This is a genomic window from Chlorogloea sp. CCALA 695, from assembly GCF_003003885.1.
GTDB lineage: Bacteria > Cyanobacteriota > Cyanobacteriia > Cyanobacteriales > Chroococcidiopsidaceae > Aliterella.
The window spans coordinates 19,664-42,023 of record NZ_PVWN01000031.1; the positions used below are offsets into that span (position 1 = coordinate 19,664).

A 22,360-nucleotide genomic window follows, 5' to 3' on the forward strand; every position below is an offset into this window, starting at 1 on the left:
GAAGTCGCCATATTATGAGTCCTCCCCAGCCACCTGTAAAACCGCAAACATTTGTCGGGCAAGTAACCCAAGCAGTACAAACAATTCAAGCAAAGGTAAATTTTCAGGCTTTATCACTAAATCCTAAAGCTAGAGTGCCGGAATTGTGGATACAGGAGGCAGGAGCAGATAAGGCAGAAGTTTATCCATTGCTGGGCGATCGCTATTTACTTGGTCGTAGTTCAAAGTCTTGCGATATTGTTGTCCGCAACCCGGTAGTAAGTCAAGTACATTTATCTTTGTCGCGGGATGTCAATAATCGCAAGTCACCTTTTGCCATTAAAGACGAAAATTCTACTAATGGCATCTATCAAGGTAAGCGCCGGATTGATAAGTTAGCTTTGCGTCACGGCGATGTATTTACCCTTGGCCCTCCAGAGCTTGCAGCCTCGGTAAAAGTACAGTACGTTGATAAGCCACCTTTGTATGTTAAAGCTGCTACCTGGGCAGCTTACGGGGTCAGTGGTGTAACAGCTTTAGTAGCTTTAGCAATTGGTTTAGAATCAACAAAGTTTTCTGTTTTGCCTTTACCTTCGCCCACCCAAGGGCCTGTAGTTATTTATGCCCGCGATGGCGAAACCCCGTTACGTCCTCCCCGGACTACTGCCCACGTAGATATGAAGCTCTTAACAGACTTTTCAACCTATTTACCCAAGGCGGTAGTAGCATCGGAAGATAGCCGCTTTTATTGGCACGTAGGAGTAGATCCCATTGGGATATTACGGGCGGTACTAATCAACGTACAGGGCAAAGGATTTCAGCAAGGAGCTAGTACCGTTACGCAACAAGTCGCTCGTAGCTTGTTTAGAGATTATGTAGGGGCGGAAGATTCTTTGGGGCGCAAGTTAAAAGAGGCGGTAGTAGCGCTGAAGTTAGAGACGTTTTATAGTAAAGATTTTTTGTTACTTACTTACTTAAATCGAATTTATGTAGGTTCAGATACCTACGGCTTTGAAGATGCTTCGCGTTACTACTTCGATCGCGCGGCTAAAGATTTAACCTTGGCACAATCGGCTACTTTGGTGGGAATTTTACCTGCTCCTAACGCTTTTGATTTGTGTGGTAATAGTGATGGACTAAAAGCAGTTGATTACCGCAATCGAGTCATAGCCAGGATGTCAGAGCAAGGCTTGGTTAGTCAAGACGAAGCAAATAGGGCTAGGCGATCGCCGATTGAAATTAGCCGCAAAGTCTGCGAACAGCAAGCAAATACTATTGCTCCCTATTTCTATGCTTCGGTGTTTCAAGAGTTGCAACGCTTGTTAGGCAAAGACTTAGCCAACGAAGGCAATTTTATTATCGAGACGCAGTTAGACCCCAAAATGCAAGCTCAAGCAGAATCAGCTTTGCGTGATACTGTAAGTAATACTGGTAGTAGGTATGGCTTTTCTCAAGGAGCGGTGGTTACTCTCGATTCCAGCACTGGGGGAGTTAGGGCGCTAGTAGGTGGGACAAGTTATCGCGCAAGTCAGTTTAATCGCGCTATTCAAGCCAAGCGTCAACCCGGATCAACTTTTAAGCTATTTACTTATACTTCCGCCATCGAGCAAGGCATTTCTCCAGGCAAATTTTATTCTTGTGCGCCCTTAAGTTGGAGTGGGCAAGGATATCGCAGTTGCGAACGTTCTAGCGGTAGTGTAGACATGGCAACGGGGCTTGCACTATCAGAAAATGCGATCGCCCTGCGAGTAGCTCAAGACGTGGGGCTAGATAAAGTAGTCAAAATGGCAACGCGATTAGGCGTTACTTCGCCGCTAAATCCTGTACCGGGGTTGGTTTTGGGGCAAAGTGAAGTAAATGTATTAGAAATGACTGGCGCTTTTGGAGCAATTTCTAATAATGGCAAGTGGAATCGCGCTCATTTGATTAGTCGCATTCTCGATAGCAGCGATTGCCCAAATCGGCAGGATTTAAAAACTTGCCGGGTGATTTATAGTTTTGACCAAAGCCCTAACGCTAACGTTCAGGTATTGTCTCCCCAAATAGCCAATACAATGACGAGTATGCTCCGGGGTGTGATAGAACGCGGTACAGGGAGAAGTGCAGCCCTTGGTTTAGGAGAAGCGGGTAAAACAGGTACAACTAACAACAACGTGGATTTGTGGTTTATTGGCTTTGTGCCTAGTCAGCAGATTGTCACGGGAGTTTGGCTTGGAAATGATAATAATTCCCCAACTTCCGGTAGTAGCGCTCAAGCTGCTCGTTTATGGAGTAGTTATATGCGGAAAGTTGTGCAGTAAAAAGCGATAAATTGCCAACTATGCCAAAAATTTGCAACATTCTTGTTGTAGAGACGTTGCAATGCAACGTCTCCTTGCCAAAATCCATCTAATCAGCAATACCCTATTTATTTTCCGTCCAATTAGTAATTTGCAACTTATTATCTTTAGCAAATACTACCTTGTACTGAGCTATAGGCTGAGGAGAGGGTTTTGGCGTAGCGCTGCTAGGCTTAAATAGGCTTTTTATCGGTGTTTGGTCGATTTGGTTGCTAGAGATATTGTCAAGCCCTTTATAACCTGTGATCGCACCTTGGGGAGATACAACTACTTGATAACTTAAGTCTTGGGTTAAATTCCGCGTTTTCCAGGAGGAGTCTAGCTGATTGTATAGTTGCTGTCTTAAAGCTGATAACTGCACTGGATCGCTTATTTCTGGCACTCGATTAGCTGAATTTGACTGGCTGCTAGACTGGGTTACAGGTTTGGGTGGTTGGACTTCGGGGATGGGGACTAAGAAAAATGCGATCGCGGCTAAGGCTAAACTTGATACTCCCAACGCGGCGGGGACGGCTTGTTTGGCTACATCTTGGCGGGAAGTAACGTTACGCTTTGAAATCGGCTTAATTTTTAGTGCCAAATCCGGTAAAGTGCGGCTATCTGCCAATAATTGATCTACAGCTTCTACCAAGTCAAATAGTTGTACCGTCGTTAAATCGATCTTAACTGGCTCAACTTGTGGAGTATCGCGGACAATCAATTGATGCCGATGATTGTCTAATCTGTGTAACTGCACCAATTCTGGCTCTTGTTTTGATCCTGGACGCAGGGCAACTTTACTCAAAAATTCCTGAGTATAGCTACTTGCAGACTTTACCAGACTATCTAAAAACTCTCGTCCGCCGCTTAACGGCGGTTGCCCAGAGTTGGGAAAATGACATTCAACGTTGACTAACATCGATAATACGGGTCTACCGTCGCTAAGTAAGGCGCTCGTTTCCGTAGTATTCAAACCCTCTACCACTAATACGCAGCTTGGCAAGCTGTACTTGCGTTGAATGGTCATTCTACTTCCCCATCAAACAAACTAATCCAAAACCTTTGCATTCCCGATGTTCCTGTACAAAACAGCAATTGTTCTAATAAGCTTATTGCTAGTTCGTCGGATTTTTCTTTGCTATGGTAAATGATCGCTCCTGATCTTCGAGGATTCATCCGGCTTTTGAAATGAGCTTGAAACCGCTCTAAATAACTAGCTAGTCGTAAATTCTGTTCCAACGGAATTTGTTTGTCGCTCATCTGCTGAACGACAATTAGCAATTGACGAATTACTGCGGTTAACCGTCTTGCCAAATAACACGCAACAACGGCTAAAGCTTTTGCCTCAACTATGCTTAAAGGGCGACGAGTATGCGCTCTCCTGAGCGGGTTTGTACTCCGCATCCGCCATAAATTTACGCGATTTTTAATAATATCTGTTAGTTCTAATTCACGCGCTAATCCTAAAATAGCTTCTGAGCCGCCAAGCTCCAAAGCCTCAATAGCTAGTAAAATTAAGTCAAGTTGTAACCTAGTTCTTTGCGGACACGCTCTTTCCTCGACAGATGGATTTGGTAAACTGTCTAAAATTAGTGGCAGTGATTCAACGGGGGTATCTAATGGCTGGACGCTCACAAAAGCATTTTTCCTTACAAACTGGGCGGGTGCATGGGCTGTTCGCCAAATAACAAATATATTTAAGCTGAATCTTTAGTTATTATTCCCAACATTGGCGCGATAGTTAACTAATTTTTACTTCAATTAGCTCAACGACGGTAGTTTCTTGAATGTATTTAAGGTTTTTTCCTCTAAAAAATAAGTTTGCGGATTTTGCTACGGGCGAGAGAATTATCAATAAAAATGCGATTATCAGAACAATCTAACTATGATAGTGTACGATTTTTTCGATACTCTCTATTTTTAAAGCGATCAATTTATTGATTCTGCCTACAACTGCTATGGATTTGAAATCACTGGTTCGCGATATTCCCGATTTTCCTAAACCCGGAATTATGTTCCGAGATATTACTACTCTACTTAGCGATCACGTTGGATTGCGCTATACCATCGATAGTTTAGCCGAAAAAACCGCTCTTCTTGGCTTAACTGCTGATTATATTATTGGCATGGAGTCACGGGGCTTTATTATTGGTGCGCCTTTGGCTTACAAGTTATCCCTAGGATTTATTCCTGTCCGCAAGAGTGGAAAATTGCCTGGTGCGGTGCATTCGGTGGAGTACGATTTAGAGTACGGTACAGACTGCTTAGAAGTCCATCAAGATGCTTTAGCCCCAGGAAGCAAGGTATTAATTATTGACGACTTGATTGCGACGGGAGGAACCGCTAAAGCCACCGCGCAGCTAGTCGAAAAAATCGGCTGTGAATTGGTGGGTTTTGGCTTTATTATCGAGCTAAAAGATTTGCACGGGCGAAAAGTTTTGCCCTCAGTTCCCATCGTGTCGTTGATAGAATACTAGCTAAAATCGCTGAGATAAATATGACTTTTAGTAAAGTTTCTTTAACGGCGGCGGGAAATTGGTTAACTAGGTTTTTTACTAGCGAAACTTTTGTTTATGTCGTTAAACGAGTATTGCAGGCGCTATTGACATTATTACTAGCTTCTGCATTGTCGTTTTTTATTATTCAATTAGCGCCAGGGGATTATTTAAGCACGTTGAAAACAAATCCCAAGATTTCCCCAGAGCGAATTGAGGAACTGCGCGTACAATTTGGTTTGGGTTTACCTTGGCTAGAACAGTACAAGCGCTGGCTATGGCAAGTAGTTAGTAAAGGTAATTTTGGACAGAGTTTCGTCTATCAGCGCTCGGTAGCATCGCTGTTGTGGGAACGGATACCGCCGACATTGTTACTAGCCATTTCATCATTAATCGTAACTTGGGCGATCGCTATTCCTTTGGGTATTGTCGCCGCCGTTAAACAAAATCGTCCCATAGACCGCATTTTGCAAGTTATTAGCTACACTGGGCAAGGTTTCCCTAGCTTTATTACAGCTTTATTGCTACTAATAATGGCGCAAAATATTTCGCCATTATTTCCAGTGGGAGATATGACGAGCATTAATCATGACGATTTATCGATTGTGGGGAAGTTTTTAGATATTGTTTGGCATATGATTTTGCCAACTATTGCTTTAAGTGTGACTAGCTTTGCTGGGTTGCAACGAATTACGCGCGGTGAATTATTAGATGTATTGCGCCAAGATTATATTCAAACGGCTAGAGCTAAAGGATTGCCAGAAAATCGAGTAATCTATGTTCATGCGTTGCGAAATGCAGTCAATCCTTTGATTACGCTGTTGGGTTTTGAATTAGCTAGTTTGTTAAGCGGGGCATTTATTGCCGAATTTTTCTTTAATTGGCCAGGTTTAGGAAGATTGATTTTGCAAGCTGTAACGGCTCAAGACCTTTATGTTGTGATGGCAAGCTTGGTTATGGGTGCTGTAATGTTAATTGTTGGTAACTTACTTGCTGATTTACTACTTAAAGTTGTCGATCCTCGGATTCGCCTAGAAAACATTAATTAATAATTTTAGACACAAAAAGTAATTTAATTTTTGGTATGATATGCTTTCGCAATCCCATTATCTGCTTCGCTCTAAAGCTGATGGCAGTTACCTTGTTGCTCACTTAGATAATCAAGATAGCCCAGTTAAAAATTCTCAATACCTGTTGATTTTCAACGAAAGCTTTGATGCTCTAAGTTATCTAAACACTCACGGCTTTGATATTAGAGAAAAATTTGTTGTGGAATCTATTTCTGGCAATCAATTAGGAAACCTGCTGCAAAGATGGGGATTTAAAGGTGTAGGAATTGTTCAAGATCCTCTATTACCAAAAATTGATTTTTTAGCGAAAAATTAAGATTTTTCTCCTTAAATTGTAAAAATAGGCAGCAAAATATCTGTCTTGATGTAGATGTATTAAAAGCAACGTTTTAGTGTAATAGAAATAATAGTTTAGATTTTTACTGAGTTTTACCAAGTTAACAAATACTTATTAGTAGCTCTATAAAGGTCTAAATAATAATTGCTATCACCAGGAGAAATTGGTATGAGTATCCGTTTTAATATGTCTGCACTACGTCCAGTTCGTTTTTTAGTAGCTGCTTGTGTTTGCGCCTTATTATTGTTTTCAAATGCTTTTCCAGCATCTGCCGATCCTGTAAATCCGACTAGCAGTAAGTCTTCTCCCCAGCAAGGCGAAGCAAATCTTCAAAGTATTGAAAAAGAAGCTCAAAAAGCAGTTTTAAAAGACCCCTATTCCCAGGAAGAAACAAAGGATAAAGCCAATCAAGGTTTAAACGAAATCCAGGGATCTGCCGACTTTGACCAAATGAGCCGTTCAGACAATTCTCAAAGTGCAATTTCTGTGGAAGACAAATCAAAGAATTTTCTAGAAGCAATTACAGGTAGAAAAGACAAAAACTAGGTTTTAACCAACAGCCCAGTAATTTTTGTTAGTTGTTAAAACATCCCCATTGTTGTAGAACAGTGGGGATGTTTTTTAGAAGCGGGTGGCGAGAATCGAACTCGCATCATTAGCTTGGAAGGCTAAGGTTTTACCACTAAACTACACCCGCGATTTCGCTTTGCAATTGTTGCAGAATTATTACTGTAACATACTTTTATAAAACTTTAACTATTTAACAAGAGATTTTTGCTTCGAGCTAGAGCTTGCGGTTGCTATTGCCAAAATCGTTTAGGATATTTACGATAGATATTATTTTTACAAAACTTTGTCTTTTTCCACCGATCATCAACCAGCAGAAGATCGTCAATCTCACAACTACTTGCAAATTCGGGCGGCTGAACTTGAAGATGTAAGCGCCATTGCTGAAATTCTTGCCGATAGTTTTCATACTAAAGACGGGTTGCTAGGCTGGGCTTACCCATTATTGCGCCTGGGAATAGCTGAAGATGTGCGGAATCGCTTACATACTAAGGCTCCTCATCATAGGTGTTTAGTGGCGCTCGATAGTACAGTTAAAGTAAAAACCGCAGGAAATCTTTGTAGTGGTGGAGAAACTTTAGCTGGCACTTTAGAAATAGCCGTACGTCCCAGTACGATACCTTGGGGCAATAGTCATTTACGCTATCCATATTTGTCAAATTTGGCAGTGCGCCCAAAAAGTCGTCGTCAAGGGATTGCGGCACAATTACTGCTAAGTTGCGAACAAGCAGTTTTAGAGTGGGGATTCCATGACATTTATCTCCATGTCTTAGAAAACAACTATCAAGCCCGGCAGCTATACTTCAAACTAGGCTATCGATTGCATCGAGTTGATAATAGTTGGAGCAACCGGATGTTTGGACGACCGCAACAAATATTGTTATCTAAGCATTTGCCCTAGATAAAATTGCCTTTATTTTATCTGGCTAAAATTCTACACATTATCTTTAAAAGTAACTCCATTAGTAGCCTTTCTTAAACTGTCATCTATTTACATGACTGCTATTTGGTTAGAGATATTTAGTGATTAATGTTACAAAAACAGGGTTAGTTAAATTAATTAGCTTTTTTGCGCTCGCAGTTCTTAGACTAAATTTAGAAACTTTACAAAATGTTTACATTATTCACAACCAATCTTTATGAAGACTTCAAACTATAACCATTTAGTTTGATTAAATGCAATAAAATAGAAGTATTCTTGCGTTCAACGGCTTATTTATTTTAATAAATAGATAGTCTATGGTGAGCGAAGAAAATTAAATGTTTTGATTTTCTTTATGGCTGTTCATCATGCCTACACTCACAGGAAACCAGATGAATAGCGAAAACTATCAGCGTCATCAAACTAAGGTGGCACTGGATAATTTGGCTGCTCAAGGTATTTGTATCGCTAGTTCTTTTGGTGCTAGTGAAATGACAAATCCCAGTGAAGAAAAAAACGCCCCAGAAATAGTAAAAATGCTTCACAGTGGACAAGTGCTAGTGGTCAATAGCCGTCGTCGTAACGGATTGATTCTCTACAAAGGTTTCCATGCTGAGTTTGCAGGGCCGGGGGCAGCCGTAGGAAGCATTCATGACCTTGATTGTCAGTTAGCATTGCCTGTGGGAAATCTCTCTTTGTTAGCTCCCGATTCTCACGAGGAAAGGCAAAAAGCGTACTTAATTAGGCGGCAGTGGATTCGCTTAATGAAACAAATTACCGAAAAGCCAACACCGCAGCAGCGAGTACAAAAGATTTTAGAACAATTTGAGCAGTATTTTGATGCGGAAACGGTAGCACAACTGCCCGATGAAGCTTTTGCTTTATTAGTCGGCGTATTGCCGCAAACAGTAAGTGCTGTACGCCGTTCTTATAGTAGTTTTAATGGGCAAAAAAGTAAATTCTAGAAAGAGATAGGCGTAAGAAGGGATAAAGCGGCTTCGAGGCGGTCTAAAGTGCGCTGGTTTTCGTCTGGGCTACCTACAGTAATTCTTAATCCACCGCTAATATGACGGACTATAGTTCCCTTGGCTTTTAACTGCTCGTTAACCAGATTTAAAAGTTCTTCAGTGCAGGAAGATTTGGTTTTAAGTTGCAAATAAATGAAATTAGCGGCGCTTTCCCAAACCTGTAAAGCTGGGTGTTGAGCTAAATTATGAGTTAATTTAACCCGCTCTGCTAGTAATTGGGGAATTACATTTAATAATAGTTGCCTATGTTGGAGAGCGACTAGAGCGGCGGCGATAGAAAAAGTAGGTAGATTGTACGGTAAGCGGATTTTTTCTAGAGCAGAAATTACTGCGGGGTGTGCGATCGCATAACCGACACGATGAGCAGCTAATCTAAACGCTTTAGAGAATGTCCTTAATATTAACCAATTGGGGCGCTGTGCAAGTTGGTTAACAACGGTGTTTTGGCTAAATTCAAAGTAAGCTTCGTCTACTACTACTAAAATATGTGCTGGTAAGCTTTGTAGCCATGCTAATTCGTTGGTAGTTAAAGCGTTACCAGTGGGGGAATTGGGATGGACAACAAAAACAACTCTAATTGGTGGGCTTTGGGTTTGAGTAATAGCCAATTGAGCGGCGGCTAAATCCATTTCAAAATTAAGGGGCGATCGCTCTAGACTAATTACAGGAATCCCCAAAGTTTGAGCAAAAATTGCATAAACTCCAAAAGTAGGATTGGCAACTAAAATTGATCCTTCATTTCCTACACAAGTTGCTATAAGGATAGAGCGGATAATTTCATCGGAACCATTGCCAACGGAGATATTAGCACCAGTAATATTAGTATTAGCTGATTCGTTAACATATTCGGCAATTTTTGCCTTTAGTTCTTCGTGTCCCGCGTCAGGATAGCGGTTGCTTTCAATTACTTCTTGGTAAGTCCAAGCTAGTTTTTGCTTGAGTTCGCTAGGCAAGTTGTAGGGCGATTCGTTAGTATCTAGGCGATCAATGGTGGATGCTACAGGTTGACTCGTATTGCTACCAGGATGGGCTTTGTAGGCGCGAATTAAGTCTAAGTCGGAGCGAAGAAAAGGAAGCATAGACATTTTTTAGGGAATGATAAAACTTTTAATTTGCTGCCATTGGGTGATTACGTCCGCTAAAGCATGATTGCTGTTGAGTTCAATTAGCTGTACCCAAGGGCGAGAGGAGGCAAAATTACGGCTGGCGGTGATGGGGATAACTTCATCATGACAACCATGCAAAATTAACGTAGAAACAGGGCGCAATAACAGTTTATCTTGATAATTGGCGGCATCAATGACAAAATTGTAATTTAAAGGCAGCGATCGCTTCTCAGCATAGTGATAGACCATTAATTGCTGTTCGGCTTGCCATTGTTTTAGTTTGGCTTCTCCTATTTGTGGTAGCCAGTGCGATAAAAATTCCAAGGCTGGCGCAAGTAATACCAACCTTTGAACTTGCAATGATTTTTCAGCTATTAGCGCCGCCGTTAAACCGCCCAAACTTGAGCCAATTAAGGTTACAGGCGTAGGAGATGGGGGAAATTGCGCCAATACTTGCTCTATTTGGCGCTTTATTGTCAACTTAGAAAAATTACCCTGATTTAAGTCTGGGATTTTTAAATCAATGGCTAATTCTGCAAAAGCGGAGCGGAAATACTGCGCCTTAGCAGAATTAGGACTAGACGCAAAGCCATGGAGATAGATGTAATCCAATGTTTAACGCAGGGTAACGAATTCTTCCGCCGTAGAGGGATGAATCCCAACGGTAGCATCAAAGTCTTTTTTGGTTGCCCCCATATTAATTGCGATCGCAATTCCTTGAATTACCTCGGCAGAATTTTCGCCCACCATATGAGCGCCTAAAACTTTATCGGTTTTGTTGTCCACTACTAGCTTGACTAAAGTTTTTTCATCGTGTCCGGTAAGGCTGTGAAATAGCGGACGAAAACGAGCGCGGTAACAAGTTACATCATCACCATATTTTCCTTGGGCATCTTCTTCGCTCATTCCTACCGTAGCGGCTTCAGGGTTGGAAAATACCGCCGATGCTACGTTGTCATGACTAAGAGAGCGCTTGTTGTTGCCAAACTCTGTATCGGCAAAGGCTCTACCTTCACCAATAGCTACAGGAGTAAGGTTTATTCTATCGGTACAATCGCCGACGGCAAAGATATTCGGCTCAGATGTTTGGCTAAATTCATTTACGGCGATCGCGCTGCGGGTACTATAGCCTAAACCATCAGCAGGAGTAGAAATAACATCAACTCCAGTATTTTCTAAGCCTAGTCCCTCTACGTAAGGATCGCGTCCAGTTGCAGCCAGGAAAACATCGGCAATTATTGATTCTTCTTCTGCGCCTGATAAAGTTAACTTTAAGCCTGCATCGACTTTTTCTATCTGTTTAACTACGGTATTGGTTAAAAATTTAATGCCGTGATGAGTCATGCCATTTTGAATTTCGTGGCGAATGTCTTTATCAAATCCGCGCAAAATTAAATCTTTACGAATAATTTGCGTAACTTCGCAGCCTAGTCCGCGCATAATTGAGGCAAATTCTACCCCAATATAGCCAGCACCTATAATTGCAATATGCTTTGGTTGTTCTTTGAGGTGGAACATTTCGTTAGACGTAACTGCAAGTTCCATACCTGGTAAATTGGGTTTTACCGGACGACCACCGACTGCGATTAAAATTTTATCTGTGGTAACTTTGCGCCCATCAACTTCTACGGTGTGAGGATCAATAATAGTAGCGCGGCTGGGGATAAGTTCTACACCTGCTTTTTCTAAAAAGCCGATATGTAAGTGAGACAAACGATTTACTTCTCGATCAACAACGCTAACTAGATGTTGCCAATCCAATTTGACTTCGCCCACTTGCCAGCCATAACCCGCCGCCGCATTGAATAATTGGGGAAAGTGGGAACTATAAACCATGAGTTTTTTGGGAATGCAGCCGCGAATCACGCAAGTACCGCCGACTAAATCTTGCTCGGCGATCGCTACTTTTGCCCCGTAACTAGCGGCTCGTTTAGAGGCAGCAAGCCCCCCGGAACCTGCACCAATTACAAATAAATCGTAATCAAACGTCATTACTTATTGCGTCCTTTATGCTGCACTTACGTTCAATTTAACATCCGGCATTCCTTGCTGTTGTAGGATAAAGGGCAATTGTGGCATCAATTTCGCTTAAAAATTAGCAAAGGAGGGATTTATGGATAATCTACCTAGTGGGGAGCGCTATTTATATCAGCTTTTCAGCTTAATTAAAGTTGGACATCTCAAAGTAACTAACCCCCAAGGGCAAGAATTTAACTTTGGTGATCAAAGTTCAACGTCACTACATCTAATCGTACATAACCAAAATACTTACGATCGCGTGTTGACTTTTGGGGCGATGGGGTTTTGTGAAGCTTATATGGAGGGCTGGTGGGATGAAGAATGCGATCGCCTTAGTGATTTAATCGGCTTATTTCATACTAATGGGGTGTATACAAAAGCGCGTAGTCTAATAACTCTGCCTTTAATTGTCAAAGTTGCCACCCAACGCCTGCGGACAATGCCGATTTTGATTCAAAACAGCCGCAAAAACGTCCAACACCACTACGACTTAGGCAACGATTTTTATCAGCATTTTCTCGATCCCACTTTGACTTATTCCTGCGGTTATCGCCTGAAAGAAACTGACTCTTTAGAACAGATGCAGCTTCAAAAGTACGAATTGATTTGTCGCAAACTTGCTTTGCAACCGGGAGAATCATTAATTGATATTGGTTGCGGTTGGGGAGGAATGTTAATTTATGCCGCAGAGCATTATGGTGTAAAGGGTACGGGAATTACACTGAGTGAGGAACAGGCAAAGTTAGCTGTTGAAAGAGTTGAACAAAAAGGATTTAGCGATCGCATCCAAATTATCGTCAAAGATTACCGTGAAGTGCAGGGGCAATACGATAAGTTTGTCAGCATTGGGATGTTTGAACACGTTGGTAAAGGTAATTTTGCTACCTTTATGCAAGCGACAGCCAAGTTTTTAAAACCTCATGGTGTTGGCTTATTGCATACGGTTGGCACAAATAGCACCCAAAGAAACGGCGCTTGGGTTGATAAATATATTTTTCCAGGGGCGTATGTACCCCAACTCCATGAAATAACGCGAGAATTAATGGCAGCAAAATTGTCTGTAGCCCATTGTGAAAGCTTGAAGCCTCATTATGCGGAAACTCTTAGACATTGGAGAAATAATTTTAATGACAACAAAAGCAAAATTGCTGCACTTTCCTCAATTTATGACGAGCGGTTTTTGCGAATGTGGGATCTTTATTTGCAATCTTTTGAGGGGGGGTTTAGATACGGTGGAATGCAGGTTTACCAATGTTTGTTTTATCAGGGGAAGCAATGGAGGTTTGATACTCCTTTGACGTTTTCCGCTAAGGCGGCGCTAACTGCAAACAGATAATTAATCTTCTAACATCAGCATTTGCGCCTACCCTAGACCGATTTAAGAGGTTCGGGGTAGCAATCCCATGTCCTTTAAAATACTTCTGGTAATTTCGATTCTGGCTTTAATGTCTTGTTCTTCGATAATATCTAGTTGCGTTGCAAAAAAATAGGTATTGCGATCACGTTCTACATAACCTACGTACCAACCTACTTTTGACTCTAAGCCTGTTTTGCCTCGTAAGACATAGTTGTTTGTTTTCTCAGTGGTGATAACATTTTTGACAATTGCGATCGCTCTAGGGGAAAAAGGTAACTTATTAGTATGTAGCTTTACTAAAAAATCTATTTGCTCTTTGGGACTGATTCGTAAATCTCCTTGCAACCAAAACTTATCTATTCCCCCGCCAATGTCTCGATTGCCATAGTTAGTTAAATTAATATAATTCTGCATCTGTTTTTCGCCGATGCGTCTAGCTAACTCTTGATAAAACCATACAGCAGAGACTTTGATTGCCGTTTTCATCGTGTGGTTTTGATTCCACTGGGGAATCTCTCTTTTTACCCCATCCCATTTAATAACTTCATTTTCATCTTTAACTACACCCGTTTCCAGCGCCACTAGGGAGTTGAAAATCTTGAAAGTAGACGCGGGAACATAACGGGTATTAGCTCTTTTAGTGTTGTAGACGAAATATTGATTTCTATTGAGGTCGTATAGTAGAAAACTGCCTTTAACACCCGCTTGCTGAAAGTGTTTGCCAAAATTAGGGCGCTCTTGCCAGTTAGCTTGTTTTTGCGGAGTTATGCTTTGATTAGCTACAGTTTCCCCTATCGCCGATGGTAAAAAGCTGAAACTTAACAGGGTAAAAACGAGGCATTTTAGAACTAAAAACATTTTATTTTTATCGTCTAGTAAATTTTGCTAACTAGACAAAAAAGTTTATAAAATTGTTCCAATATAATCAATTACTAGATAAGTGCGATCGCGCTAAAAGTGCTGTTGTAAAGTAAGCGATCATTAAAATAATTCTATTTGCCTACTACCCTGTGACTCTATTTCCTCTCTTTTTGATACATAGTTAATCAGCTTGACCCAATCTATCTGATGTTTATTCATAAAATTTAAAATAAACTCTTATGTCATTTCGTTGATTTTAGCACTATATGCCTTTTTAAAAACCTCATCTTTTTCTTGGGCTTTTAGGTCAATCGGTACAATTATCTGTTAATACAAATTATCGTCACCTGAAACAAATTTCCAAAAATCTTGACCAGCATATTTATAATAAACTTTGTCTACATCTTGGATTGCTTTAGTTCTTGATTTATCTTTTAAAGGATTTCGATCTTTTCCATACATACAACCGTTAACAGCTATAATTTCCTGGATAATACCTCTTGCCCTTAAAATTTCTTTTGCTATCTTAAAGTTGTTTTTCATTGTATTAATTTGATCGGCATTGCCCCAACTAACACCAGATTTTATACCTACAATGTAGTAAATATTATCGCGTTCAAATTCTAAATCTATACTTTTAAACTCTGACTTAAAGCCATGATGTAATTGGTGAGATACATAAATAGCAAACCCTTCAAGAAGATTACCGAAAATAGTTTCTTCCTGAGAAGATAGAAAAGCGTCAACAATACTTTTTACAAAGTCTCCAGCAAGCTCAATATTTTTAGCTTTAAATAGATAGGAATTTTTTCTTTTAAGAATATTGCTGAGACAAAGGGCATTTAAACTTTTGAGCCTATTTTCATAAAAAGGTGTTAAAACTTCCTCTGTAAGATAGTTATAATGAGCTTGATAATCCAAAATCATAGTAAAGTTAACTGAGTATTATTTAATTTTAAATCCTTTACTCTTGATAATGCCAATTGATAGTATTCATCGTTGATTTCTATCCCTAAATATTTTCTCTCTAAATCTTTAGCAGCAATGTTAGTTGTACCCGAACCAAGAAAGGGATCGAGGACTAAATCACCTTCTTTAGTAAATAACTTAATAAACCATGATGGAAGTTCTTTAGGAAAAGCGGCGCTATGTTTTTTATTACTGCATTCTGTAGCTAAATGTAAAACATTTGTTGGATAAGCCATTTCCCGTCCTAACCAATTTGAAATGTTTTTCCCAAAGCCACTACCAACTTTTGAAGTATCTCGCCGAGTATCAGTTTCACTCAATTTTTTTAGTCTTGACTTAGCCCAATCACCAGTCGGAACCATAACAGCGTCTTGATACATATTAAACTTTTTTTGTTTATTAAACTGTAAACAACGCTCCCAAGAATCACGAAATCGATTAGACCATTTACCCGGTACACAATTTTTTTTGTGCCAAATATATTCTTCAGTCCACAGCCAACCTTGTTTTTTTAAAGCAAGAATAAGCTCGATTACATAGGTATGTCGTTCGCCGTTAACAGCCTTTTCTTTAATATTTAAAATAAAAGTTCCATCATCTTTTAATACCCGCTTTAATTCTTGACCAATTGGTAAGAACCAATCGACATAACTCTCAGGATGAATACCGCCATAGGTACTTTTTCTACTGTCAGCATAAGGTGGAGATGTAATAACTAAATCGACTAAATTAGATGGCATTGATTGCAAAACTTCTAAACAGTTGCCAAAAATAATATTGTTGTGCCACTTTTGCCGATCTATGTCTGTCAAGTTTAAGTTTGTAGTAGAAGTAACATTAAGCTCTATTGTCATTGTTGTTAACAGAAAGTGTTTTTAGGTATCAAGAGTTTACTAGGTATATCTTTACTTTAACTAAAAGCGTTAAGTAAATTTGCTGCTAATTCTATAGCCTGGGTGGGTGTAGAGATTTTGCCCTCAATTTGGGCGATCGCAATTTCATTTAATAACTCCCCAACAATGGGACTAGGCGCTATTTTCAAAGCTTGCATTAAGTCTTTGCCATTAACCAGTAACACAAGATGAGCAACTGGATCGTTGGGCGTAAGATAGCGATTAACTAAGGGAATTAAGGTATTTATTTGCGCCCCCTTTGCCACTGCTAGAACCACTAAGACTGGGAAAACTACCCCCGCCTGACGAAACAATAAATATTGCTCTTTTAAGCTGAGATTGTCAACTTTTGCTGGCAATTGCGGTAATAATTTAAGTGCCGTTGTGACTGCGCGAATTTCTGCACGGCTATAAGTCAATTGCTGTAGTTCAATTTCTGCTATTTCGGGATTATTACTAACCAAAGAGGCTATTTTGGCAATTCCTAACCAAGTAGTTTTAACTGTATCGCTTAAAGCTTGAGATAAAGGGAGTTGAGGGAAGGAAAGGGCGGCGGAATCTACCAGCGCTATAGTTTCATAACTTTTTTGGGTAGTGTGAGACAACCAATTATCAATTAATCCATCTTCCCAAGCAGTTTTTAACCAAGGAGTACCAGAAGGACTATTTAAAAGATAGTTAAGCTCTACTCGTACTCTTTCAGGAGCAATGTTACTTAGTAGCAGTGATAAACTGCGAATAGTGGCTTGAGTTTCTGGGGCGATCGCAAAACCCAATTGAGCCGCTTGGCGGTAAGCTCGTAATAGTCGTAAAGGGTCGTCTTGTAAGTTAGCTTTTGACACCATTCGCATTACACGGTTTTGTAAGTCTTCGTGACCATGCAACGGATCGATGATTTCTTGGGTATAAGGATTGTAAGCGATCGCATTTACAGTAAAATCGCGCCTATACAAGTCTTCTTCTAACGTCTTTCCTTGCTGCTGGGCAAAATCTACAGTAGCTTGTTTAAATACAACTCTAGCAATTTGGCGACTTCTGTCAAGCAACACAAACCCAGCTTTGTAATGACTCGCCATTTTTCGCGCTATATTTACCGCGTCTAGCAATACAAAGTCTAAATCTAGATACTCTGATTCTCTTTTTAGCAAAGCATCGCGTACCGCACCGCCTACTAAGTAGGCATTTTGGGGTATCCACGCTAAGTCAAAACACCAAGAATCGGGAGACAATGCAGAAGACATAGGACGCAAAAGCTAGATATTGATGTCCAACAGTCCCGAAGCGAAATGTTAAGATCCAGATCGGGCGGGGTTTTGGTTAAGTTAAAATCCCGTTAGGGCTTGAAACAGATTAACAGAAAAATCCTCTGGAGTTGGATTATGTGTGTTTGTATAAATTGCCATTATGTAGATCGTTGCATTACCTATAATGCCGTAGAATATCAGCATCAACAGCCACATTTGACCGAATCACCTGATTTTGAACCAAACGAACCCTCTATTAATGTGAATATTCGCACTACTGATGAGGAAATTCAAATGGAGTGGGATGTTGTCGGTTGCTTAAGCTTTAAGCAAGAGAATGGCAAATGGGCAAAACTACGACCAGGCGAATTAGTACCAACGTGAAATACGGTTTAGCAATTCATACCACAAGTTCAGAACTTGGTTTAGCCGTAAGTAACTTTGCGGAAAATCTGTGGGGGAGGTTTCCTTCCACAGAGTTTTTCAAGAGAGAGGGTGATTCACGCTCTCAAGTATGGGATTTAGGGCGGAGTCTTTCTACTCATTTACATTATCATTTGGCTGAATATATCCAGCCGCAAACTTGGGCAGATTTAGGCTTTATTGCTGTAGCCAAAGGGCCAGGAAGCTTTACTAGCACGCGAGTTGGAGTAGTTACAGCGCGGACTTTGGCACAACAGTTAGATATACCTTTATTTGCTATATCTAGCTTGGAAGTACTCGCATGGGCAGAAAAAGGGGGAGACAATGCGATCGCTGTCCAAATGCCCGCGCAAACCAACCTTGTATATACAGCTATTTATAGTGGTGCAACAGCCCTATTATCAGATAGTTTGATGACTATGGAAGTTTGGGAGAAAACTTTAGAAAATTGGCAGACACCTTATCAATTAATTAAAGGTGAAAATGGTATAGGGGCAACAGTTACGAGTGTTTTGGAAATTGCTTATTTAGCGTGGCAAAAAGGTGATCGTCCTAACTGGATAGATGCAATACCTTTTTACGGTCAATCGCCAGTAAGTTAGTCTTTAATAACGGCGTGTATTAGAACTACAATACAAATAAGCTTACAAGTTGCGATATACCTCACCATCATTACGCTTACCTACCCTAAAAATTTGCACCTCTCCTGGTAGATTTTCTGAGGGAGCAACTAGGTAGTAAAGGATTCTATACTCACCTTGATCTACTCGATAGCCATCGGTATGACCTCGTAATTCTACACAGTCTTGGGGCTTGGGATTTGAAGCAAGAGCAACAATTTTTGTCATAATCTGCTTATATTGTTTGGGTGCAAAATCTTTAAAAATTTTGGCTACCGCTTGGTCAATTAGCAGAAAATGCTGTTCTTTCATCAATCAATTGGGCGCATACTTAAAAGTTCTTCTGCGGTCACAAATCCAGTGCTTTGCGCCATAGCACGCTTAAGGAGTGCTGAGTCTACGGCATCTTCAAAGGCTTCTAATCGCTGTAAATCTTCTGGGCTAATAATTACGGCAATAGGTTTCCCATGTTTTTCAATCACAATCCGCTCTTTACCATAACTTGCACGATTTAATAAATCGGGGAAATGCTGGCGGGCTTTGCTCACGGTAGTAGTTGTCATTTTGATTTCAATAATCCTTTACATTTACTTACAATAACAGCGAAAAACTATAGATTTGTACATTTTGCAGATAAATTAGATTCATACAAAATCTCTGTTTAATTTTGAGTTGAGGACAAAACTTACAACCGATAGAAGCACACAGCGATCGCACATATCAATAAAGTAAGATTATCTCCCACCTTGCATTTACTAAATTCATGCTTTGCGACTACCTAGTACAGATTCTCACCGCCCGTGTTTATGATGTTGCCCAAGAAACGCCTCTAGAATACGCCCCCAACCTATCGGCGCGATTAAATAACAAACTTTTGCTTAAGCGGGAAGATATGCAATCTGTCTTCTCTTTTAAATTGCGGGGTGCTTACAACAAAATGGTAGGACTGTCGCCAGAGAAACTAGCCCAGGGAGTAATTGCCGCCTCCGCCGGAAACCATGCCCAGGGAGTCGCGTTAGCAGCTCGTCAGCTAGGCACTAAAGCTATTATTGTTATGCCCGTAACCACTCCCCAAGTTAAAGTAAATGCTGTCAAAGCGCGAGGCGGTGAGGTAGTATTACACGGCGATACCTATGACGATGCTTATACTTATGCCCGTCAGGTAGAAGCAGAAAAAGGTTTAACTTTTATTCATCCTTTTGACGATCCTGAAGTAATTGCTGGACAGGGAACAATCGGGATGGAAATTTTGCGCCAATATCAGCAACCTATTCACGCGATTTTTGTGGCAATTGGGGGCGGTGGGCTAATTTCTGGTATTGCGGCGTATGTAAAAAGGTTACGCCCAGAAATTAAAATTATCGGTGTTGAACCTGTCGATTCTGATGCGATGAATCAATCGCTAAAAGCAGGTAAACGGGTGAGATTGTCTCAAGTTGGCTTGTTTGCAGATGGGGTGGCGGTACGAGAAGTTGGGGAAGAAACTTTTAGACTATGCCAGCAATATGTAGATGAGATTATTTTAGTTAATACTGACGCTACTTGTGCGGCAATTAAAGACGTATTTGAGGATACACGCTCAATTTTAGAACCTGCGGGGGCATTAGCGATCGCAGGGGCTAAACTTTATGTCGAACGAGAGCAAATTGAAAACCAAACTTTAGTTGCGGTTGCTTGCGGTGCAAACATGAATTTTGACCGTCTGCGCTTTGTAGCAGAAAGAGCAGAATTAGGAGAACGTCGAGAAGCTATTTTTGCGGTGGCGATTCCTGAAGCGCGGGGAAGTCTGCGTAAGTTTTGCGAATGTTTGGGTAGACGTAACTTGACGGAATTTAGCTATCGAATTGCGGACGAAAAAGAAGCACATATTTTTGTCGGCGTACAGATTCAAAACCGCGCCGATGCTGCTTTGATGGTAGAAAACTTTGAGGCGCACGGGTTCAAAACTATCGATCTTACCGATGACGAATTAACAAAGTTGCATTTACGGCATATGGTAGGAGGGCGATCGCATTTAGCTGATCATGAATTACTATATCGCTTCGAGTTCCCCGAACGTCCCGGCGCATTGATGAAATTTGTAGGTTCCATGAGTCCTGACTGGAATATTAGCTTATTTCACTACCGCAACAACGGCGCAGACTACGGGCGAATTGTTGTAGGGGTACAAGTTCCCCCCGATGAGATGCAACAGTGGCAAGCTTTTCTTGACAATCTAGGCTATCAGTACTGGGATGAGAATAAAAATTTGGCTTACAAGCTATTTTTAAGATAAGAATTGTTTACCATCCTTACATTTCTACTAATTCTATACAATTACCAATTACCAATTACCAATTACCCCTATTGTTTACCACCCTTGCCTTTCTACTAATTCTATACATAGCTGATTAATTGTTTTTAAATCGGGGCTAGGAGGTAGAGTTGATTGTTGCATAGCTTCATCCATTTGAGCGATTAAATCTTCTGCCATTTTCATTACTTGTTCGTAAGAATACGCGCCTTGCAAAATAGCTTTTAATTCATCTACATCTCCAGCCACTCTGCGATTAACAATTACTTTACCTTCACGCAATATTTCTAAGCCACAACGCAACAATCTAATACAGTGCATTCCATGTTTTAAATCATAACCCGATTTTCTTTCCATTTCTGCCCTAGCTGGATTTCTATTTTGCTGCCATGATAAATAAGCTTTCCATTCTCGCATTGCGCCTTGATACTTTTGGCTTTTTTGCAATAGGCGAATAAAGTCCGAACGACCATTAGTTAATTGTTGCGTATATACCAAAGTTTCATCTGGTAAAGTATGCTGTTTCAACATTCCTTTAAAATCAATATCCGCCGTGAGTAATTGATATAATTCTTCGGCTTCTTCTAAAAACTCAATTCGTTCTCTAACTAAGTTATACAAATATTCTAAGAAAGCGTTTAATTCATCTTTTGTCAAGGGCGCTTCATTTTCAATTCCGAAATCTGTGGGTAAAGGTTTGCTTTGTGGAGGTTGTAGCAACCATTTTCGATGAGTTTCTATCTTTTTTATTTGAGCAAAAGCATAACCAGAATAAGTATGTTTAACTTTTTTACTCAAAAACAATTGCCGATGCTCGATTAAATACTCACCTACTTCTGTGAGAAAAGGATAGTTTTCTAACCATAACAACTCTAATACATTAGGATTGGCAGCAGATAGTAATTGAACTACTTTTTTTAGTTCGTAGATAACAGTATCTTCATTACCATCTATGAAAGTAAATATCCCTTCTTCATTCCATCCGCTATCTTTTTGTTCTATAGAATTAAATCCTAAATAGTATTCTTTTGGTGCAATAAATACTCCACGATAGTCATAATCTGACTTAGAATGATTCAAAGAGTAAGCATGACTACCAGCTAAACCCACAAAAATAGTTCTTTTCTCAACCTCTTTTCTTTTCATCCTCAGTGTTGCATTATAAAAAAGTATAGATTGTAATTTGAGGAACAAATTCGCTTAAAACAATTACTATTAACTACGCAACAGCTAACGGTATAGCAATTACTGGTAGCGCTCATAATAAAGGATAAGTGGTATATTTGGGTTGAGGCAATTGCTAAATGATTATCAAAATTAAAACGGCGCTTAATTGGAGAAAAACTAATACTTGGTGAAATAATTTGTTAAAACTACAAAATATCTGAAATTAGCAATCTGATCTGATTTACCTAAAATTAATTTTAATACTGGTTGTAACAATTTATTAACGTTAGGTCAATATACTCCAAGTGATGCTAGTAACTTGGTTCCACTGCTAGCAGACACATCAGAAGGGAATTTCTTCAGGATCGGGTCTAGCCAAGTCCCAATAAATCCCAGAGTGGAAGACACCATCAGGATCGATAGTATTCACGTAACCATTCCCATAGAAGCCAGCGTTGCGGATATAATTTCCAATTTGTCCGATAGAGGCTCCATCACTCCTTCTCAATCCTCTCAAATCACATCGCTCAAAAATGAATTCATCAACATATTGACCAATAATTTGACCGTACCTCCAATTACAGTCAACAAATTTTCCACTAAAGAAACATCCTTCCATGACGGAATATTGCAAATTGCACCCAATCAGGGCTGGTATTTGATAAAACTCCCATTTACTACGAGAGAAATTG

Annotated in this window: 24 protein-coding genes and 1 tRNA gene; 11 read left to right on the top strand and 14 right to left on the bottom strand. The window is 40.2% G+C overall.

Annotation, left to right across the window (positions count from 1 at the left end; all coding sequences use genetic code 11):
* Nucleotides 1–14: 14 nt before the first annotated feature.
* Nucleotides 15–2,279: a transglycosylase domain-containing protein gene (locus C7B70_RS15540; protein ID WP_106369933.1), complete on the top strand. Its 2,265-nt coding sequence runs from the start codon at nt 15–17 to the stop codon at nt 2,277–2,279.
* A 103-nt stretch (nt 2,280–2,382) separates the two neighbouring features.
* On the opposite strand, the gene C7B70_RS15545 is transcribed toward C7B70_RS15540, so the two are convergent.
* Together C7B70_RS15545 and C7B70_RS15550 are read right to left on the bottom strand one after the other, a co-directional pair.
* Nucleotides 2,383–3,324, bottom strand: coding sequence for a DUF4335 domain-containing protein (locus tag C7B70_RS15545; protein ID WP_106369934.1), 942 nt, complete (start codon nt 3,322–3,324; stop codon nt 2,383–2,385).
* The gene (locus C7B70_RS15550; RefSeq protein WP_106369935.1) at nt 3,321–3,932 is read right to left on the bottom strand and encodes a DUF3038 domain-containing protein; all 612 of its coding nucleotides are present in this window, start codon (nt 3,930–3,932) and stop codon (nt 3,321–3,323) included. Before C7B70_RS15550 ends, C7B70_RS15545 begins: the two co-directional genes overlap by 4 nt.
* A gap of 323 nt (nt 3,933–4,255) precedes the next feature.
* On the opposite strand from C7B70_RS15550, the gene C7B70_RS15555 reads away from it, so the two are divergent.
* From C7B70_RS15555 to C7B70_RS15570, 4 genes are all read left to right on the top strand, one after another.
* Nucleotides 4,256–4,774: an adenine phosphoribosyltransferase gene (locus C7B70_RS15555; protein WP_106369936.1), complete on the top strand. Its 519-nt coding sequence runs from the start codon at nt 4,256–4,258 to the stop codon at nt 4,772–4,774.
* A gap of 5 nt (nt 4,775–4,779) precedes the next feature.
* Entirely contained in the window at nt 4,780–5,841 is a 1,062-nt protein-coding gene (locus tag C7B70_RS15560; RefSeq protein WP_369831886.1) for an ABC transporter permease, read from the top strand.
* Nucleotides 5,842–5,881: 40 nt separating this feature from the next.
* Entirely contained in the window at nt 5,882–6,178 is a 297-nt protein-coding gene (locus tag C7B70_RS15565) for a hypothetical protein (protein ID WP_106369938.1), read from the top strand.
* 189 nt (nt 6,179–6,367) lie between these two features.
* Entirely contained in the window at nt 6,368–6,745 is a 378-nt protein-coding gene (locus C7B70_RS15570) for a low temperature-induced protein (protein ID WP_106369939.1), read from the top strand.
* 80 nt (nt 6,746–6,825) lie between these two features.
* On the opposite strand, the gene C7B70_RS15575 is transcribed toward C7B70_RS15570, so the two are convergent.
* Nucleotides 6,826–6,896: transfer RNA gene (locus C7B70_RS15575), tRNA-Gly, on the bottom strand.
* Between the two features lie 156 nt (nt 6,897–7,052).
* Here C7B70_RS15575 and C7B70_RS15580 point away from each other — a divergent pair.
* Together C7B70_RS15580 and C7B70_RS15585 are read left to right on the top strand one after the other, a co-directional pair.
* Nucleotides 7,053–7,667, top strand: coding sequence for a GNAT family N-acetyltransferase (locus C7B70_RS15580; protein WP_106369940.1), 615 nt, complete (start codon nt 7,053–7,055; stop codon nt 7,665–7,667).
* A gap of 512 nt (nt 7,668–8,179) precedes the next feature.
* Complete coding sequence (locus tag C7B70_RS15585) at nt 8,180–8,653, top strand: hypothetical protein (RefSeq protein ID WP_199192295.1); 474 nt, start codon at nt 8,180–8,182, stop codon at nt 8,651–8,653.
* On the opposite strand, the gene C7B70_RS15590 is transcribed toward C7B70_RS15585, so the two are convergent.
* The 3 genes from C7B70_RS15590 to gor are packed head-to-tail and all read right to left on the bottom strand — an operon-like array spanning nt 8,650 to nt 11,814.
* A complete protein-coding gene (locus C7B70_RS15590; RefSeq protein ID WP_106369961.1) occupies nt 8,650–9,795 on the bottom strand; it encodes a histidinol-phosphate transaminase in 1,146 nt (381 codons plus the stop codon). The genes C7B70_RS15585 and C7B70_RS15590 overlap by 4 nt on opposite strands.
* A gap of 9 nt (nt 9,796–9,804) precedes the next feature.
* A complete protein-coding gene (locus C7B70_RS15595; protein WP_106369942.1) occupies nt 9,805–10,434 on the bottom strand; it encodes a YqiA/YcfP family alpha/beta fold hydrolase in 630 nt (209 codons plus the stop codon).
* 3 nt (nt 10,435–10,437) lie between these two features.
* The gene (gene gor, locus C7B70_RS15600; protein WP_106369943.1) at nt 10,438–11,814 is read right to left on the bottom strand and encodes a glutathione-disulfide reductase; all 1,377 of its coding nucleotides are present in this window, start codon (nt 11,812–11,814) and stop codon (nt 10,438–10,440) included.
* A 121-nt stretch (nt 11,815–11,935) separates the two neighbouring features.
* Between gor and C7B70_RS15605 the strand changes: the two genes are divergently transcribed.
* Nucleotides 11,936–13,177 (top strand): class I SAM-dependent methyltransferase, encoded by a 1,242-nt coding sequence (locus tag C7B70_RS15605; RefSeq protein ID WP_106369944.1) that lies wholly within the window; start codon nt 11,936–11,938, stop codon nt 13,175–13,177.
* Between the two features lie 42 nt (nt 13,178–13,219).
* On the opposite strand, the gene blaOXA is transcribed toward C7B70_RS15605, so the two are convergent.
* The 4 genes from blaOXA to C7B70_RS15625 form a co-directional block, all read right to left on the bottom strand.
* Nucleotides 13,220–14,056 carry a class D beta-lactamase gene (gene blaOXA / locus C7B70_RS15610; protein ID WP_106369945.1) on the bottom strand — a complete coding sequence of 279 codons (837 nt, stop codon included), beginning with the start codon at nt 14,054–14,056 and terminating at the stop codon, nt 13,220–13,222.
* A 330-nt stretch (nt 14,057–14,386) separates the two neighbouring features.
* On the bottom strand, nt 14,387–14,986 hold the full coding sequence (locus tag C7B70_RS15615; protein WP_106369946.1) for a PmeII family type II restriction endonuclease: 600 nt from the start codon (nt 14,984–14,986) through the stop codon (nt 14,387–14,389).
* Complete coding sequence (locus C7B70_RS15620) at nt 14,983–15,882, bottom strand: site-specific DNA-methyltransferase (protein WP_106369947.1); 900 nt, start codon at nt 15,880–15,882, stop codon at nt 14,983–14,985. Before C7B70_RS15620 ends, C7B70_RS15615 begins: the two co-directional genes overlap by 4 nt.
* A gap of 56 nt (nt 15,883–15,938) precedes the next feature.
* Nucleotides 15,939–17,162, bottom strand: coding sequence for a CCA tRNA nucleotidyltransferase (locus C7B70_RS15625; protein ID WP_106369948.1), 1,224 nt, complete (start codon nt 17,160–17,162; stop codon nt 15,939–15,941).
* 138 nt (nt 17,163–17,300) lie between these two features.
* Between C7B70_RS15625 and C7B70_RS15630 the strand changes: the two genes are divergently transcribed.
* Both C7B70_RS15630 and tsaB read left to right on the top strand, forming a co-directional pair.
* Nucleotides 17,301–17,549 carry a Ycf34 family protein gene (locus C7B70_RS15630; protein WP_106369949.1) on the top strand — a complete coding sequence of 83 codons (249 nt, stop codon included), beginning with the start codon at nt 17,301–17,303 and terminating at the stop codon, nt 17,547–17,549.
* Nucleotides 17,510–18,190 (top strand): tRNA (adenosine(37)-N6)-threonylcarbamoyltransferase complex dimerization subunit type 1 TsaB, encoded by a 681-nt coding sequence (tsaB, locus tag C7B70_RS15635; RefSeq protein ID WP_106369950.1) that lies wholly within the window; start codon nt 17,510–17,512, stop codon nt 18,188–18,190. Before C7B70_RS15630 ends, tsaB begins: the two co-directional genes overlap by 40 nt.
* Before the next feature lie 42 nt (nt 18,191–18,232).
* Here tsaB and C7B70_RS15640 read toward each other — a convergent pair whose 3' ends face one another.
* Together C7B70_RS15640 and C7B70_RS15645 are read right to left on the bottom strand one after the other, a co-directional pair.
* Entirely contained in the window at nt 18,233–18,520 is a 288-nt protein-coding gene (locus tag C7B70_RS15640) for a type II toxin-antitoxin system RelE/ParE family toxin (RefSeq protein WP_106369951.1), read from the bottom strand.
* Nucleotides 18,520–18,771, bottom strand: coding sequence for a type II toxin-antitoxin system Phd/YefM family antitoxin (locus C7B70_RS15645; RefSeq protein WP_106369952.1), 252 nt, complete (start codon nt 18,769–18,771; stop codon nt 18,520–18,522). The genes C7B70_RS15640 and C7B70_RS15645 overlap by 1 nt, the downstream gene beginning before the upstream one ends.
* A gap of 200 nt (nt 18,772–18,971) precedes the next feature.
* On the opposite strand from C7B70_RS15645, the gene ilvA reads away from it, so the two are divergent.
* On the top strand, nt 18,972–20,483 hold the full coding sequence (gene ilvA / locus C7B70_RS15650) for a threonine ammonia-lyase, biosynthetic (protein WP_106369953.1): 1,512 nt from the start codon (nt 18,972–18,974) through the stop codon (nt 20,481–20,483).
* A gap of 75 nt (nt 20,484–20,558) precedes the next feature.
* Here ilvA and C7B70_RS15655 read toward each other — a convergent pair whose 3' ends face one another.
* Together C7B70_RS15655 and C7B70_RS26000 are read right to left on the bottom strand one after the other, a co-directional pair.
* Nucleotides 20,559–21,647 carry a DNA polymerase beta superfamily protein gene (locus C7B70_RS15655; RefSeq protein WP_106369954.1) on the bottom strand — a complete coding sequence of 363 codons (1,089 nt, stop codon included), beginning with the start codon at nt 21,645–21,647 and terminating at the stop codon, nt 20,559–20,561.
* A gap of 364 nt (nt 21,648–22,011) precedes the next feature.
* Entirely contained in the window at nt 22,012–22,287 is a 276-nt protein-coding gene (locus tag C7B70_RS26000; RefSeq protein WP_146134072.1) for a hypothetical protein, read from the bottom strand.
* Nucleotides 22,288–22,360 lie beyond the last annotated feature (73 nt).

What these genes read in the sequence shown, in the direction of transcription:
- C7B70_RS15540 (WP_106369933.1), top strand. Translation starts at nt 15, where the DNA reads ATGAGTCCTCCCCAGCCACCTGTAAAACCGCAAACATTTGTCGGGCAA.
- C7B70_RS15545 (WP_106369934.1), bottom strand. Translation starts at nt 3,324, where the DNA reads ATGACCATTCAACGCAAGTACAGCTTGCCAAGCTGCGTATTAGTGGTA.
- C7B70_RS15555 (WP_106369936.1), top strand. Translation starts at nt 4,256, where the DNA reads ATGGATTTGAAATCACTGGTTCGCGATATTCCCGATTTTCCTAAACCC.
- C7B70_RS15565 (WP_106369938.1), top strand. Translation starts at nt 5,882, where the DNA reads ATGCTTTCGCAATCCCATTATCTGCTTCGCTCTAAAGCTGATGGCAGT.
- C7B70_RS15570 (WP_106369939.1), top strand. Translation starts at nt 6,368, where the DNA reads ATGAGTATCCGTTTTAATATGTCTGCACTACGTCCAGTTCGTTTTTTA.
- C7B70_RS15585 (WP_199192295.1), top strand. Translation starts at nt 8,180, where the DNA reads ATGACAAATCCCAGTGAAGAAAAAAACGCCCCAGAAATAGTAAAAATG.
- C7B70_RS15590 (WP_106369961.1), bottom strand. Translation starts at nt 9,795, where the DNA reads ATGCTTCCTTTTCTTCGCTCCGACTTAGACTTAATTCGCGCCTACAAA.
- gor (WP_106369943.1), bottom strand. Translation starts at nt 11,814, where the DNA reads ATGACGTTTGATTACGATTTATTTGTAATTGGTGCAGGTTCCGGGGGG.
- C7B70_RS15605 (WP_106369944.1), top strand. Translation starts at nt 11,936, where the DNA reads ATGGATAATCTACCTAGTGGGGAGCGCTATTTATATCAGCTTTTCAGC.
- blaOXA (WP_106369945.1), bottom strand. Translation starts at nt 14,056, where the DNA reads ATGTTTTTAGTTCTAAAATGCCTCGTTTTTACCCTGTTAAGTTTCAGC.
- C7B70_RS15615 (WP_106369946.1), bottom strand. Translation starts at nt 14,986, where the DNA reads ATGATTTTGGATTATCAAGCTCATTATAACTATCTTACAGAGGAAGTT.
- C7B70_RS15620 (WP_106369947.1), bottom strand. Translation starts at nt 15,882, where the DNA reads ATGACAATAGAGCTTAATGTTACTTCTACTACAAACTTAAACTTGACA.
- C7B70_RS15625 (WP_106369948.1), bottom strand. Translation starts at nt 17,162, where the DNA reads ATGTCTTCTGCATTGTCTCCCGATTCTTGGTGTTTTGACTTAGCGTGG.
- C7B70_RS15630 (WP_106369949.1), top strand. Translation starts at nt 17,301, where the DNA reads ATGTGTGTTTGTATAAATTGCCATTATGTAGATCGTTGCATTACCTAT.
- tsaB (WP_106369950.1), top strand. Translation starts at nt 17,510, where the DNA reads ATGGGCAAAACTACGACCAGGCGAATTAGTACCAACGTGAAATACGGT.
- C7B70_RS15640 (WP_106369951.1), bottom strand. Translation starts at nt 18,520, where the DNA reads ATGAAAGAACAGCATTTTCTGCTAATTGACCAAGCGGTAGCCAAAATT.
- C7B70_RS15645 (WP_106369952.1), bottom strand. Translation starts at nt 18,771, where the DNA reads ATGACAACTACTACCGTGAGCAAAGCCCGCCAGCATTTCCCCGATTTA.
- ilvA (WP_106369953.1), top strand. Translation starts at nt 18,972, where the DNA reads ATGCTTTGCGACTACCTAGTACAGATTCTCACCGCCCGTGTTTATGAT.
- C7B70_RS15655 (WP_106369954.1), bottom strand. Translation starts at nt 21,647, where the DNA reads ATGAAAAGAAAAGAGGTTGAGAAAAGAACTATTTTTGTGGGTTTAGCT.
- C7B70_RS26000 (WP_146134072.1), bottom strand. Translation starts at nt 22,287, where the DNA reads ATGGAAGGATGTTTCTTTAGTGGAAAATTTGTTGACTGTAATTGGAGG.